The sequence below is a fragment of the Rathayibacter tanaceti genome (assembly GCF_001634385.1).
GTDB lineage: Bacteria > Actinomycetota > Actinomycetes > Actinomycetales > Microbacteriaceae > Rathayibacter > Rathayibacter tanaceti.
Genome location: NZ_LIIN01000083.1, coordinates 1 through 14,171, shown reverse-complemented (window position 1 = coordinate 14,171; position 14,171 = coordinate 1). Strand labels below are relative to the sequence as shown.

Below are 14,171 nucleotides of genomic sequence, written 5' to 3'. Positions count from 1 at the left end.
AGCTCGGGCATCGGCGCATCCTGCACCTCGACGGCGGCGACGCGGCGGGAGCAGCAGCGCGCCGCGCCGGGTTCCTCGAGACCGCCGGACCCGACGCGCGACTCCTGCCGGGCGGGGTGGACGAGGAGGCGGGAGCCCGCGCGGCCACCGCCCTCCTCGACAACGGCGAGGAGCTGCCCACCGCGGTGTTCGCCTTCAACGACCGCTGCGCGTTCGGTGTGCTCGACACGTTCCTCCGCCGCGGGATCCGCGTGCCGGAGGACGTGTCGGTGCTCGGCTTCGACGACAGCCTGCTCTCGCGGCTCGAGGTGGTCGGGTTGAGCACGATCGCGCAGGATCCGCTCGGTCTCGCCCGCGCCACCCTGGACCGGGTCGTCGCGGCCGTCGACGCGGCCGCCGCCGCTCCGGTCGAGGTGGTCCTCGAGCCGGCCCTCGTGGTGCGGAGGACGACGGCCGCGCCGCGCGACTGAGCCGCCGCTACTGCGACCGGGCTGTGTAGATCGCCCCGGTCGTGACGTCCTCCTCGATCGCCTCGAGCGTCCGCCCCCGCGTCTCGGGCACCTGGGTGGCGATGAAGATCAGGGCGAGCACCCCGATCGCGGCGAAGGCGAAGAAGGTGCCCGAGATGCCGATCGTCGCGACCACCGACGGGAAGTAGAGGCCGAGGAAGGCGTTGGCGATCCACCCCCAGAACACCGAGAGGCCGATCGCGAACCCGCGGATGAAGAGCGGGAAGATCTCGGCGAGCATCACCCAGATGGCGATGTTGAGGAAGGTCTGCATCGAGCCGACGAACAGCACGACGAGCAGCAGGATCACGAAGGGCCGGGCCGCGGTGCCCACGGGGAGCGCGATCGAGGCGATGCCGATCAGGAAGTGCATGGTGGTGGTCAGTGAGAAGCCGATCAGAAGGGTGGTGCGCCGGTTGATCCGCTGCATCAGATTCAGGCCGATGATGCCTCCGATGACCGAGATGACGCCCGGGGCGATGTTGGCGATCAGCGCCGAGCCCTGGTCGAAGCCCGCCTCGGTGAGCACGGCCTGGCCGTAGTACATGATCGAGTTGATGCCCGTCAGCTGCTGGCCGACGGCGATGCCGACTCCCACCAGCACGATGCGCAGGATCCACTTGTCCTTCAGCGAGCGCCAGCCTCCGCGGGGCCGCACGGTCTCCTCCCGGGCGATGCTGTCGATCTCGGCGAGCTCGGCCTTCGCGCGCTCGACGCTGCGCACGGTCGAGAGCACGGCGAGCGCCTCCTCGGTACGGCCCTTCGAGATCAGCCAGCGCGGCGACTCCGGCACCCGCAGCATGCCCAGCAGGAGGGCCGTGGCGGGCAGGGCGCTGACCGCGAGCATGTAGCGCCAGACGCTGCCGTGCTCTGCCCAGACGGTGCCGATGATCGCGTTGATCACGAAGGCCGACAGCTGGCCGACGACGATCATCAGCTCGTTGCGTCCTGCGATCGATCCGCGGATCTCGTAGGGCGCGAGCTCCGAGAGGAACACCGGGACGACGACGGAGGCGCCGCCGACAGCCAGGCCGAGCACGACCCGGCCGACCACCATCACGCCCAGCCCGGGTGCGAGCACGCAGGTGACCGCTCCGAGGATGAACAGGGTCGCCAGGAGCACGATCGTGCGGCGTCGGCCCCACTCGTCCGAGAGGCGTCCGCCGAGCAGTGCGCCGACGGCGGCGCCGAACAGGAGCGAGCTCGTGACGACGCCCTCGGTGAACGGGGTGAGGCCGAGGTCGACGGCCATCGGCGCGAGGGCGCCGTTGATGACTCCGGTGTCGTAGCCGAAGAGCAGACCGCCGAGGGTGGCGATGAGCGCGACGAGGCCGAGCCGGCGACTGTGAGGGCCGGAGGTTAGAGGGGGCAGCGGCGCGGCGGTGGCCGCGCGGGCAGGGGCAGACATGGGACTCCTTCGTCGTGATGACATGCGGGCGCGTCCGTGTGACGCGCTGTGCCCGCGCCTCGTCGGGCGGTCTCGGAGGAGCGGACTAGATCGATCTAGCTTCCACGATAGCTTGTGTTATTGTAAGAACATAGAGTCCGTTCTCCAGTCGAGGAAGCCGTACACCGTCGTATGAACCAGTCACTCCAGCGCGCCCTCCGCACCGGCGGCACCCGATGAGGGCCTCTGTCGCCGGCGCTCCCGTCAGCTTCGGGGTCTTCGAGCTCACGCCGGAGGGCGCCGATGTGGTCGGCCCCGACGAGCTCGTCGACATCCTCGCCGAGACCGGCTACACCGGGATCGACCTCGGCCCCGTCGGCTACCTCGGGCGGGGCGCCGAGCTGCGCGGCCGGCTCGACCGCACGGGCCTCGATCTGGCAGGCGGCTGGATCCAGCTGCCCTTCTCGGACCACGAGGCGTTCACCGCCGCACTCCCCGCGCTGCACGAGACCCTGCGGATCTTCGCCGAGGCCTCGGAGCGCGGCCCCGGGCGGCTCCCCCTCCCGACCTTCGCCGACGACGGCTCGGACACGCGGCGCGCCTCCCCGGGACGCGGAGCCGACACCGACCCGCTCGACGCGCAGCGCTGGTCGATCCTCGTCGCGAACGTCGAGCGCGCCGTCGAGCTCACCCGCGCCGCCGGGTTCGAGCCCACGTTCCACCACCACGCGGGCACCTTCATCGAATCGCCGGACGAGATCGACCGCTTCCTCGGCGCTCTCGACATCGGACTCACCCTCGACACCGGCCACCTCGTCATCGCCGGCGGCGACCCCCTGCTCGCCCTCGAGCGCTGGGGCGAGCGGATCAACCACCTGCACCTGAAGGACGTCGACCTCGCCGAGCTCGAGCGGGTCCTCGCCGCGGGCGGCGGGATGCGGGAGGTCTGGTCCTCCGGCTCCTTCGTCGCGTTCGGCCGGGGGGACATCGACCTCGCCGCCGTGATGACCGAGGTCGACCGCACCGACTACGACGGGTGGATCGTCGTCGAGCAGGACGTGCTGAACGCTCCGGACGCCGTGATCGCCGAGTTCCGCGACGAGCGCAGCGCCGACCAGCGCATCAACCGCGAAGCGCTCCGAGACTGGGTCTGACCCCCACCCTCCGCCCCGACCCGGGGCACCCGACCGACGCCCTCCGGGCAGCAAGGACATCGACGTGACCACGACTCCCCTCCGCTTCGGACTCATCGGCACCGGCCGCATCGGCCAGGTGCACGCCGCGAACATCGCGGCCGACCCTGAGGCCTCGCTCGCGTGGATCTGCGACCCCTTCCTCGAGGGAGCTCAGGCCGTCTCGGCCCGCTACGGCGGGAGTGTGACCACCGACGCGGCCGAGATGTTCGCCTCCGGTGGTGTCGACGCCGTGCTGATCGCCTCGCCCACCGCGACCCACGTCGACCTCCTCGAGGCGGCGATCGACGCCGGGATCCCGGCGCTCTGCGAGAAGCCGATCGACCTCGACATCGCCCGGGTGGACGCGCTGCTCCCACGCGTCGAGTCCTCGGGTGTGCCGATCGCGCTCGGCTTCAACCGCCGCTTCGACCCGGCCTTCGCCGAGGCGCGCGAGCGCGTGGCGGCCGGCGAGATCGGCGAGCTCGAGCAGCTCTCCATCATCAGCCGCGACCCGGCGGCTCCGCCCGCCGCGTACCTCGGAGTCTCGGGAGGCATCTTCCGCGACATGACGATCCACGACTTCGACATGGCCCGGTTCTTCCTGCCGGACATCGTCGAGGTGACGGCGACCGGCACCACCACCTTCGACCCCGGCGCCCGCGAGCACGGCGACTTCGACACGGCGATGGTGACCCTCCGCTCCTCCTCGGGAGCCCTCGTCTCGATCACCAACTCGCGCCACAGCGCCGTCGGCTACGACCAGCGGATCGAGGCGTTCGGCGCCCGCGGTTCACTGCACGTGTCGAACGCGCTCACCAGCCTCGTCAGCCTCTCGACGGCCACGAGCGTGGAGGCGAAGCCGCCGTACCAGGACTTCTTCCTGGAGCGGTACTCCGCCGCCTACGCCGCCGAGCTGCGCGCGTTCCTCCGCCTGGCCCGCGGCGAGGACTCGACGAGCCCGACCTTCGCCGACGGCCGTGCCGCGCTGATCCTCGCCGACGCCGCCGCACGCTCGGCCGTCGAGCGTGTCTCCGTGCCGGTCGAGCTCTGACGATGAGCCTGCGCCTGGCGGCCTCGGCCGAGATGCTGTTCCGCGAACTGCCCGTCGTCGATCGCGTCCGTCGGCTCCACGGGCTCGGCTTCGAGGTCGAGATCTGGGACTGGTCGACGAAGGACCTGCCCGCGCTCGCCGCCACCGGCGCGACGTTCTCGTCGATGACCGGCTACCTCGCGGGGGACCTGACCACTCCCGAGGGGATCGCGGAGCTGCTGCGCACGGCGGAACTCTCGCTCGCCGCCGCCGAGACGATCGACTCTCCGCGGCTCAACCTGCACGGCACGGGGCTCGACCCCGAGGGCCTGCCCGTGCGCCCTGGCGCCGCGGTCTCGGCCGAGGACCGCGAGCGGGCACGCGACACCCTGGCCCGGGTCGCCGAGCTCGGCGAGCGGAACGGCCGCGTCTTCACCCTCGAGAACCTCAACACCGCCGTCGACCATCCGGGCACCCCCTTCGCCCGCGCCGAGGACACCCTCGCGCTCGTCAGCGCCGTCGACAGCCCGGGCCTGCGTCTGAACCTCGACCTCTACCACGCGCAGATCGGCGAGGGGAACCTGATCGAGCTCGTTCGCCGCGCCCTGCCGTGGATCGGCGAGATCCAGGTCGCCGACGTGCCCGGGCGCTGTGAGCCCGGGACGGGTGAGATCCGCTACCCGGCGATCGCCGACGAGCTGCGCGCGCTGGGCTACGACGGGGTCGTGGGTCTGGAGGCGTGGCCCTCGGGCGACTCCGAGGCCGCGCTCGAGCACTTCCGCGCCGCGTTCGCCTGATGACGGGACGACGGAGGGGGCGGGCGCCGAGCGTTCCCGCCCCCTCCCCCGTCTCAGAGGTCGTACGTCGTGTCGCCCTCCACGGCCTGGACCGCTTCCCAGGCCCGTGCCCGGTCGCTGCGGACAGCCGCCTCGACGATCTCCGCGGCCGACCAGGCATCGGCGGCGGACGGAGCGAGCTGACGCCCCTCCAGCACCGAGCGCAGGAACAGCTGCGCCTCGATGGTCTTGAGGTCGTCGAAGCCCATGCTCGTACCGGCGCCGGGCTGGAAGCGCGCGAAGTCGCCGAATCCGGGCTGGGCCATCACCGTGCGGTAGCCGCTGGTGTCGTCGGCGAGCTGCAGCTCGTTCAGGCGCTGGAAGTCCCAGCGCAGCGAGCCCTTCGTGCCGTACACCTCGAGCGCGTACTCCGCCCGGGGTCCGATCGCGATCCGGCTCGACTCGAGCACCACGACAGCGCCCGACTCGAAGCGGCCGAGGAGCGCGGCGTAGTCCTCGTTCTCGACGGGCCCGGTCGCTCCGCCCTCCTCGCCCTTGCTGAAGTGGCCCGCGGCTCCGGAGCCGGGCAGGGGCCGCTCGCGGATGAAGGTCTCGGTGAGCCCCGTGACGGAGTCGATGCGGCCGGCGACGAACTGCGCGAGGTCGGCGCCGTGCGACAGCAGGTCGCCCAGCACTCCGGAGCCCGCCCTCTCGCGGACGAAGCGCCAGGTCAGAGCGCCGAGCGGATCAGCGGAGTAGTCGGCGAGCAGGCTCACCCGGACATTGGTGACGGTCCCGATCGCGCCGGAGCGCACGAGCTCCCGGGCGCGCGCGACGGCGGGCGCGTGGCGGTAGTTGAAGCCCACCGAGGTGACGACGCCCGCCGCAGCCGCGGCGCGCGCGATGTCGGAGGACTCCGCGGCGGAGCGCCCCATCGGCTTTTCGATCCAGAACGGCTTGCCTGCGGCAGCCGCGGCGAGCGCCACCTCGCGGTGCAGAAAGTTCGGCGCGCAGATCGAGACGACATCGACCTCGGGGTCGGCCAGCACCTCGCGGTAGTCGGCGGTGGTACGACGGTAGCCGAGCACCTCCTCGGCGCTGCTGCGGGCGCCTGCATCGGTGTCGGCGGCCGAGACGAGCTCGACGGTCACGGGCAGATCGGGGTAGTGGTCGCGAACGGCGCGGTACGCCCGCGAGTGCAGGCGCCCCATCCATCCGAGGGAGACGAGACCTACTCCGACGCGAGGCGTTGACGACACGGGGCTCCTGACCTTGTTCGACGATGAATGCCCGAAGCCTACCGCATGACAGTATGTGTTGACATTTGGAGGCGTGGGTTCAGCGCGCGGAACCGTCCGGTGGTGCTGTCGGGGCGCGCGTCGGCGGCGCCGGGCATCCCCTCCCCCGGGCCGAGGTCGATGCTGCGGTCCGCGGAGACGCCCTTCTTGAGCCACCAGTCGAACCGAGGGAGTCCGTTCGGTGACCGTGTCTCGGCCGTCGACGACGTTCGGTTGGAGAGACAGCCGTTGTCATCTTTCCAGTGACGCCGTAGGTTCGAAGGAACACGATCAGCGCTTTGATCAGCGGGGCCCAACCCTCGGGGTACATATGAAGATGTCCAAAATTGCAGCGTGTTTCGGGGGGTTTTGTTGTGCGCAGGCGCGAATGCACCGCCATCAGCCGCAGACTCGGCGGGAGGACGGTGGGATGAGGTGAGGGCGGGTTATGCATCTCTCGGCACCCCTGAAGGAACCATCGACGCCCTGGTCGAGAAGCTGAGCAGTGGACAGCCTGTAGACGCCCTCCTTGGGGGCGCACCGGTTTCGACTGATACATTCACGCAGGTGGGCGAGGGGTCGCTTGCATCAGACGGATCTGTGGTCACGGTCTCGACATGTGCACATGGTTCGGCGAATACGGTAGCCGTAGAAGCCTCCGCCGGTCGTGATCGCCCCGCTAGCGGGATGACGACCATGGCGGAGATCGGCTGGAACGCTTGGCTCGCACTGAACGTCGGCGGAGACCGCGGATATGCGACGTCATCCTAGGAGGAGAAATGCCGGACGTCACTGGTGAGATAGAGCCAACCGCAGGACTCTTCGTCGCGAGCGCGGCGTGGTATGCGTTGTACGCCGCTCTGATGACGATCGCGATCGTCATCATATTCCGATCGCGAGGCACTCGATCGGAAAAGCTCCTGTGGCTCGCCGTGGTCGTGGCCGTACCCTACCTCGGCGCAATCGCACTACTAGCATCGGCGATGATCAAGAAGAGAAGAGCCGCGAAAGCCGAGTCGCTGCAGCGCACATGAACACGAGGCTCACGAAACGCATTTTCCGACTTCCGCGGATTACTCTCCTTCATGGAGAACAACGCAGATCGTGCAGAAGCCTCCCCGTACTCCCCAGAGGTCGCCTTCTGCTTGACGGAACGAAGCGCCACGTCAAGAGGGCCGAGCGGAGTAGTCGGCGTGCAGGCTCGCCCGGACGTCGGTCACGGTCTCCATCCCGCCGGAACGCACGAGCTCACGGGCGCGAGGCGAGAGAGGAAGCCCACCGAGGTGACGACGCCCGTCACGACGTCGTGACAGCGTGTGTCGACGGAGAGACGCTCGTTCAGCGGGCGAGGAACCGCCCGGTGACGCTGTCGGGATGCGCCGCGACCTCCTCGACGGTGCCGGTGGCGACGATCCTGCCGCCGGCATACCCTCCGCCGGGGCCGAGGTCGATGAGGTGGTCCGCGTCGGCGATCATGTCGAGATCGTGCTCGATCACGACCACGGTGGCTCCGTTGTCGATCAGGCGCTGGAGCACCCGGAGCAGCACCCGGACATCGAGCGGATGGAGCCCGATCGAGGGCTCGTCGAAGACGAAGAGGCTTTCGCGCTGGTCGCGGTCGATGTCGGAGGCCAACTTGAGCCGCTGGGCCTCGCCGCCGGAGAGGGCAGTGGTCGGCTCCCCCAGCGTGAGGTAGCCGAGACCGAGATCGACGAGGAGCTGGAGGCGGGAGCGCACCTTGCGGAGGTCGCCGAGGACGTCCAGAGCGTCCTCCACGGTGAGGCGGAGCACGGCGGGCAGACTCATCGCCTCGTCCGGCCCCTCGCGATCGGACCGTCGCCGCGTGACAGCCAGAGCGTCCGGCGAGTAGCGCGTGCCTGCGCACGCCGGGCACTCGATGTCGACGTCGGGGAGGAACTGCACATCGAGCGAGACTGTCCCGGTGCCCTCGCAGGTCGGGCAGCGGAGGGAGCCCGTGTTGGAGGAGAAGTCGCTCGCCGTGTAGCCGAGGGCCTTCGCCTCGGGCAGAGCGGCGTACACCCGCCTCAGGTCGTCGAGGACGCCGCTGTAGGTGGCGACCGTCGATCGGACGTTCGCGCCGATCGGCGACGCGTCGACCACGTGCACGCCGGTGACGCCTGCGGCGTCGACCGACTCCACGTGGGCCGGCAGCGCGGCTCCCTCAGCCGCCGCGCGGAGGGCCGGCACCAGGCTCTCGAGCACGAGCGTGCTCTTGCCGGAGCCGGAGACTCCGGTCACGGCGGTGAGGCGCCCCTTCGGGATCTCGAGGTCGAGGGCGTGCACGGTGTGCAGAGGCGACGTCCGGAGTCGGAGACGCCCGCGCTCGAAGACGTCGGCCCCTGCCGCGCGGGAGCGGACCGGCTCGAAGCCGCCGGGCGCGAGGAACGGAGCGATCCGCGAGCCTGGAGTGCCGGCGATCTCGGACAGCGGGCCGGAACCGATCACACTGCCGCCGTGCCTGCCCGAGCCGGGTCCGATCTCGATCATCCACTCCGCGGCGCGGAGAACCTGGACGTCGTGGTCGACCACGACGACGGAGTTGCCGTCGTCGAGGAGACCACGGACGACATCGAGCAGTCCGTCGATGTTCGACGGATGCAACCCGATCGAGGGTTCGTCGAGCACGTAGAGCACACCGGTCGTCCGACTGCGCACGGCGCGCGCGAGCTGCACGCGCTGACGCTCCCCCGTCGACAGGGTCGAGGAAGGACGGTCGAGGCTCAGATAGCCCAACCCCAGCTTCGTCAGCATCCGGGCGACGTCGAGCAGAGCGGTGACGATGCTGTCGGCCATCAGCGCCATCGCGGCCGGCGAGCGGACCGGCATCGGGAGAACCCACGCCACCAGCTCGTCCAGCGTCTTCCGAACGGCCTCCGTGATCGGCAGGCCGTCGACGAGAGTCGAGCGGGCGCGCTCGTTGAGGCGGGTCCCCTCGCACGCCGAGCACGTGCGGGTGCGCAGGAACCGCTCGAGGCGCTGGAGGCTCGTCTCGGAGTCGGCCTTCCTCAGCGGATCGGTCACCGACACCCGGGCGTTCTGGAACGTCACGTTCAGCTCGACGACCTTCCCGCCTCTGGAGCGGAAGGGGATCACCCTCTGCTCCGCAGGGCCGTGCAGGACGAACTCCCGCTCCTGCGCGCTCAGCTCGGCGAACGGGACATCGATACGGACTCCGAAGGCCTCGGCGAGCTGCACGTTCGCGGTCGATCGGAATGCCGCCCAGGAGGCCACCGCTCCCTCACGGACGGACAGTGTCTCGTCGGGGACGAGGGCCGACTCGTCGACCTCCCGCACGGCCCCCGTCCCCTCGCACTCGGGGCAGGCTCCGGTGCCGTTGAACGCGAAGTCCTCCGCGCCGGGAGGATCGAAGACGGCCCCGCACTCGGGGCAGGTCAGCGGCGAGCCCGTCGCCACCTTCTCGGTCGGCGGCACGTGGTGGCCGTTCGGGCACCGGTGGGAGCCGAGCCGGGAGTAGAGGAGACGGAGGCTGTTGAGCAGCTCGGTGGAGGTGCCGAACGTGGACCGGACTCCCGCGGCGCTCGGACGTTGCCGCAGGGCCAGCGCGGCGGGGACGTGCTCGACGGCGTCGACCGCGGGTCGCGCGGCCTGGGTCATCCGGCGCCGAGTGTAGGTCGAGAGTCCCTCCAGGTAGCGGCGGGAACCTTCGGCGTACAGCACGCCCAGAGCGAGCGAGGACTTGCCCGATCCGGAGACCCCGGCGATCGACACCAGCTGGTTCAGGGGCACGGAGACGTCGATGTTCCGCAGGTTGTGCACGCGGGCGCCGCGCACCTCGATCGTGCTGGGCGGCGTCGGGCGCGGAGCGCTCATGCGGGTGTCCTTTCGCTGCGGTCTCGAAGGGGAGCGTCTCGTCTCCGCGAGTCGCGGCTCCTGTGGGCCGCTGTTCCGTGACGGGGCGCTCCGCCGGGAGCGGAGAAGCGATCAGGATAGGCGTGCGTGTGCTGAACGTCTCCTCCGCATGCTCGGCCTCAGGGGCCTCTCTGGTCGACCGCCGGATGCCCGGCGTGCGCCGGGGCCCTCAGACGCGGCCGAGCGCGACGATGTCCTCGAGGAACTCCGCGGCGACCTGCGGAGACACGGTCGCGCGAGTGGAGGCGATCGCCGCGGCGTAGTCCTCGACCGTCGGGCCGGAGTCGCTGTCGCCGCCGGCGTAGACCGCCGCCTCCAGTGCCGCCTGCGAGGCCTTGCGGGCCGCGTACTCGATGTCGGCGGGCGAGAAGCCCTCCGTCCTCTCCACGAGCAGGTCGAGGTCGACGATCGCGGCCGGAGGGATGTAGCGCGCCCAGATCGCGCGGCGCGCCTCGGCGTCCGGCAGACCGATGGGGATGACGTAGTCGAAGCGGCCGTGGCGCAGGAAGGCCGAGTCGATCGAGCGGATGAAGTTCGTGGCGCAGATCAGCAGCCGGTCGGGCTGCTCCCGGAAGGTCGGGATGAGCTTGAGGAGCTCATTCGTGACGCCCTGGGTGGGCGAGGGCGGCTCGCCCTGCCGGTGCGAGGCGATCTCCTCCACCTCGTCGAGGAAGACGACGGCGCGCTCGAGGCCGGCGATCGTCTCGAACGTCTCGCGCAGGCCGCCGGCGAGACCGGCCGGATCGGCGGCGAGGCGCGAGGGGAAGACCTCGACGAACGACCACTCCAGCCGCGAGGCGATGGCCTTCGCGAACGTGGTCTTGCCGGTGCCGGGCGGGCCGAAGAGGACGACGGAGCGCGGCGGAGCGACTCCGTAGCGCTCGGCGAGCTGCGGCCGGGCCAGGGGCATGACCAGCCGGCGCTCAAGCAGCTCCTTCTCGGCGGTCATGCCGCCGACCGCGTCCCAGAGGCCGCGCGGAAGCACCCGCCCGCCGAGCTCGGCGAGGAGCTTCAGCTCCTCCCGCTGCACCGGGACACGGCGCTCGAAGTAGTGCAGGTTCTGCCCCAGCTCGAAGCCTGGCGCAGGAACGCGCCCACCCGGGTCTCGGCCGCGGGCATCAGCGCCGAGAGCTTCGAGATGCCGGCGGGTGCCATCCGCGCCTCGAGCGCTGCGAGCAGCGCCGACCCGATGCCGCGCTCGCGGTAGTCGGGCGCGGTCGCCAGGAACACCACCCAGCCCTGGGCGTGGGCGGCGCGGCCGACCGCCGCTCCCACCACGCGGTCCTCGACGACCGCGACGACGGCGTGGTCCTTCGCGCACGAGGCCAGGACCTCGGCGAGGCTGTACACGGGCGGCGCCTCGGAGGCGTTCACCTGCTCCCAGAGGCGCAGCACACCGTCGACGTCGTCGGAGTGGTGATCGCGGATCCGCCAGCTGGTCATGAGCGCTCTGAGAGCCGGGTGGAGGCCGGGCACGGGCTCGACGGGTGCGCCGGGCTCGCTGGGGCTGACGCGGTGCTCATGGCTGCTCTCTCTCGACGGGCCGGTCTCGGTGCCGAATGCACTGACTTAGTCCTGATGTCCGAACATACTATTCTGTTTATGCTTGCGCGACCCGACAAACTGCCCATATGTCAGGATGGAAACTCGACGATCGAGAGCGAGGACCATGCCGCAGGACGAGCAGCTGCTTCCCCCCGACTTCTTCCTCGGGCTTGATCGCTCGGGCCCGGTCCCTCTCTACTACCAGGTGTCGAACCTGCTCGAGAAGGCGATCCTCGAGGAGACCCTCCCCGCCGGCGCCCGGCTCGAGAACGAGGTGGCGCTGAGCGCTCGACTCGGACTCTCCCGCCCGACGATCCGCCGCGCCATCCAGGAGCTCGTGGACAAGGGCCTCCTGGTGCGCCGCCGAGGCATCGGCACGCAGGTGGTGCACGGCCGCGTCACCCGCACCGTCGAGCTGACCAGCCTTTACGAAGACCTCGAGCGCACGGGGCAGAAGCCGGAGACGACACTGCTCTCGTTCTCGGTCGAGGGAGCAGACGAGAAGACGGCGGAGGCGCTCGGCGTCGCGGTCGGCAGCCCGACCCTCCACCTCAAGCGCGTGCGCTCGGCCGACGGCGTGCCCCTCGCGATCCTCGACAACGTGCTGCCCGAGCCGTTCGCCGACCTCGAGAGGGACTCCCTTGAAAAACACGGGCTCTACCAGCTCCTGCGCGGCCGCGGCGTCACGATGCGCGTCGCGAAGCAGCGGATCGGCGCTCGCTCGGCCACCACCGCCGAGAGTCGGCTGCTCGACCTGCCCAAGGGCGCGGCCGTACTCACGATGGGGCGCACCGCCTTCGACAGCTCCGGCCGTGCCGTGGAGTACGGCCAGCACTGCTACCGGCCGGACCTGTACTCGTTCGAGATCACGCTCGTCGAACGCTGAGCGCGCGGCTTCGGCGCGGCGCGACCCGTCGATGGGCGCCAGATCGTGGGGCGAGCGCGACAGATCCGCCGCCCGATCAGGCCCACAGGCCGCATTCCCCGGGGAACCCGACACGGTCGACTCGAGACGGCGTCATCCGCCACGCCCCGCGGGTCGGCCCGCCTGACGGGCCGCGAGGCACGGTTCTGTCAGGATCGTGAGAGCACGCTCATCCGCCCTGTCCGGCTCCGTCGGACCCCTCCCGCGACGTCTCGACGCGACGGGAGCGGCGCGACGAGGGCCACACAGCGAGGGAAGGGCTGGGAAGGGCACAGTGGGAATTCGCGAGTACGGACGTCTCCTCCGTCGGGGCTGGCTCGTCATCTCGATCTTCGTCGCACTCGGACTCACGGTCGCCTCGGTGGCGACAATCGCCTCCGACTCCGAGTACCGCGCGCAGACCACCGTCTTCGTCTCGGTCTCGACGGCCGACAACCAGTCGAGTGCCGAGGTCGGCGCCTCGTTCACCAGCGCGGAGGCGCGGGTCGCCTCCTACGTCGCGCTGGTCGATTCGAGCTCGGTCCTGCAACCGGTCATCGACGAGCTCGGGCTCGATCTCTCGGTCGGCGAGCTCGCAGCCGAGGTCACTCCCGCCGCCCTCCCGGGCACGGTCATCATGAGCATCGACGTGGTCGACGCGGATGCGCGGCGTGCCGCGCAGATCGCCGACGCGGTCGCCGAGAGCCTCCGCGGCTACGTCGCCGAGATCGAGCGCCCCGTGGGCGGCGGAGCGAGCCGCGTCGACGTGAAGGTCCTCGAGGCCGCGTCGGTGCCGAGCTCGCCGCTCAGCCCTGACCTGCTGGTCTACCTCGTGCTCGGCGGCGCCACCGGGCTGATCCTCGGTGTCGGCCTCGTCGTGCTGCGCTCGCTCGGTGACGCGCGCATCCGCTCGGCGAAGGACATCGCGGCGGGCACCTCGCTGCCCGTGCTCGAGTCGATCCCCTACGAGGCGGCGATCCGCCGCACTCCGCTCGTGGTCGACGGGCGCAGTGCCACCGCCGAGTCGTTCCGGATGCTGCGCACGACGATCCTGTTCGGCTCGGGCACCCACGAGCGAACCCTGCTCGTCACGTCCGCCCGTGAGGGCGACGGCAAGAGTGTCGTCGCCGCCAACCTGGCGGCCTCGATCGCACAGATCGGCCGCACCGTTGTGGTGGTCGACGCCGACCTGCGCGACCCGGTGCAGTCGGCCGTGTTCCGCGTCCCCACCGGAGGGCCGACGCTGGCCGAGCTCCTGCGCGCGGGGGGCCTGCCGGCCGACGGCACCCTGCCCGTGAGCGCTCAGGGCGTGTCCGTGCTGCCGGCGGGCGGCAGCCAGGCGAATCCGAGTGACCTGATCGGCACCCCGGCGATGGAGCGGATCATCGGGCACCTCGCGCGCCGCTTCGACCACGTGATCGTCGACTCCCCCGCGATCCTCACCGCCACCGACGCGGTCCTGCTCGGCAAACTGGTCGCGACGACGGTCCTCGTCGCCGGGGTCGGAGTATCGACCACCGCCGACATCGTCGCCGCGGCCGACCGCCTACGCGATGTCGGAGGCGACGTGCTCGGCACCGTGGTCGCGCAGGCTCCGCGCAGCGCCGTCGTCACCGCCGCTGCGGCGGCGTCCACTTGAGCCGCGGAGCCGCCCTCGCCGGCCCACAGCGTGGGCCC

10 protein-coding genes and 1 pseudogene are annotated in these 14,171 nt (G+C 70.8%); 7 read left to right on the top strand and 4 right to left on the bottom strand.

The annotated features are described in order from the left end of the window. Positions 1 to 470 (top strand): substrate-binding domain-containing protein (locus tag ACH61_RS10625; protein WP_161489653.1); only part of this gene is annotated, 470 nt, incomplete at its 5' end. Positions 471 to 477: 7 nt separating this feature from the next. Here the strand turns inward: ACH61_RS10625 and ACH61_RS10620 are convergent. Further along, complete coding sequence (locus tag ACH61_RS10620) at positions 478 to 1,917, bottom strand: sugar porter family MFS transporter (protein ID WP_068211934.1); 1,440 nt, start codon at positions 1,915 to 1,917, stop codon at positions 478 to 480. Positions 1,918 to 2,132: 215 nt separating this feature from the next. Here ACH61_RS10620 and ACH61_RS10615 point away from each other — a divergent pair, with 215 nt between their 5' ends. The 3 genes from ACH61_RS10615 (at position 2,133) to ACH61_RS10605 (ending at position 4,898) form a co-directional block, all read left to right on the top strand. Further along, positions 2,133 to 3,050, top strand: coding sequence for a sugar phosphate isomerase/epimerase family protein (locus tag ACH61_RS10615; RefSeq protein ID WP_068211932.1), 918 nt, complete (start codon positions 2,133 to 2,135; stop codon positions 3,048 to 3,050). Positions 3,051 to 3,114: 64 nt separating this feature from the next. Next, positions 3,115 to 4,122, top strand: a complete 1,008-nt coding sequence (gene iolG / locus ACH61_RS10610) for an inositol 2-dehydrogenase (RefSeq protein WP_068211930.1) — start codon at positions 3,115 to 3,117, stop codon at positions 4,120 to 4,122. A 2-nt stretch (positions 4,123 to 4,124) separates the two neighbouring features. Beyond that, positions 4,125 to 4,898: a TIM barrel protein gene (locus ACH61_RS10605; protein ID WP_068211928.1), complete on the top strand. Its 774-nt coding sequence runs from the start codon at positions 4,125 to 4,127 to the stop codon at positions 4,896 to 4,898. A gap of 53 nt (positions 4,899 to 4,951) precedes the next feature. On the opposite strand, the gene ACH61_RS10600 is transcribed toward ACH61_RS10605, so the two are convergent. Beyond that, entirely contained in the window at positions 4,952 to 6,136 is a 1,185-nt protein-coding gene (locus ACH61_RS10600; RefSeq protein ID WP_082845201.1) for a Gfo/Idh/MocA family protein, read from the bottom strand. Positions 6,137 to 6,933: 797 nt separating this feature from the next. On the opposite strand from ACH61_RS10600, the gene ACH61_RS10590 reads away from it, so the two are divergent. Next, positions 6,934 to 7,188: a PLDc N-terminal domain-containing protein gene (locus ACH61_RS10590; RefSeq protein ID WP_068211922.1), complete on the top strand. Its 255-nt coding sequence runs from the start codon at positions 6,934 to 6,936 to the stop codon at positions 7,186 to 7,188. Between the two features lie 304 nt (positions 7,189 to 7,492). Here the strand turns inward: ACH61_RS10590 and ACH61_RS10585 are convergent, their stop codons facing one another. Beyond that, the gene (locus ACH61_RS10585) at positions 7,493 to 10,006 is read right to left on the bottom strand and encodes an excinuclease ABC subunit UvrA (RefSeq protein WP_068211920.1); all 2,514 of its coding nucleotides are present in this window, start codon (positions 10,004 to 10,006) and stop codon (positions 7,493 to 7,495) included. Positions 10,007 to 10,214: 208 nt separating this feature from the next. Beyond that, positions 10,215 to 11,488, bottom strand: a pseudogene (locus tag ACH61_RS10580) (ATP-binding protein). Between the two features lie 226 nt (positions 11,489 to 11,714). Here ACH61_RS10580 and ACH61_RS10575 point away from each other — a divergent pair. Both ACH61_RS10575 and ACH61_RS10570 read left to right on the top strand, forming a co-directional pair. After that, positions 11,715 to 12,476 (top strand): GntR family transcriptional regulator, encoded by a 762-nt coding sequence (locus ACH61_RS10575; RefSeq protein WP_068211918.1) that lies wholly within the window; start codon positions 11,715 to 11,717, stop codon positions 12,474 to 12,476. A gap of 313 nt (positions 12,477 to 12,789) precedes the next feature. Beyond that, on the top strand, positions 12,790 to 14,133 hold the full coding sequence (locus tag ACH61_RS10570; protein WP_068211916.1) for a tyrosine-protein kinase domain-containing protein: 1,344 nt from the start codon (positions 12,790 to 12,792) through the stop codon (positions 14,131 to 14,133). The last annotated feature ends 38 nt before the right edge of the window (positions 14,134 to 14,171 follow it).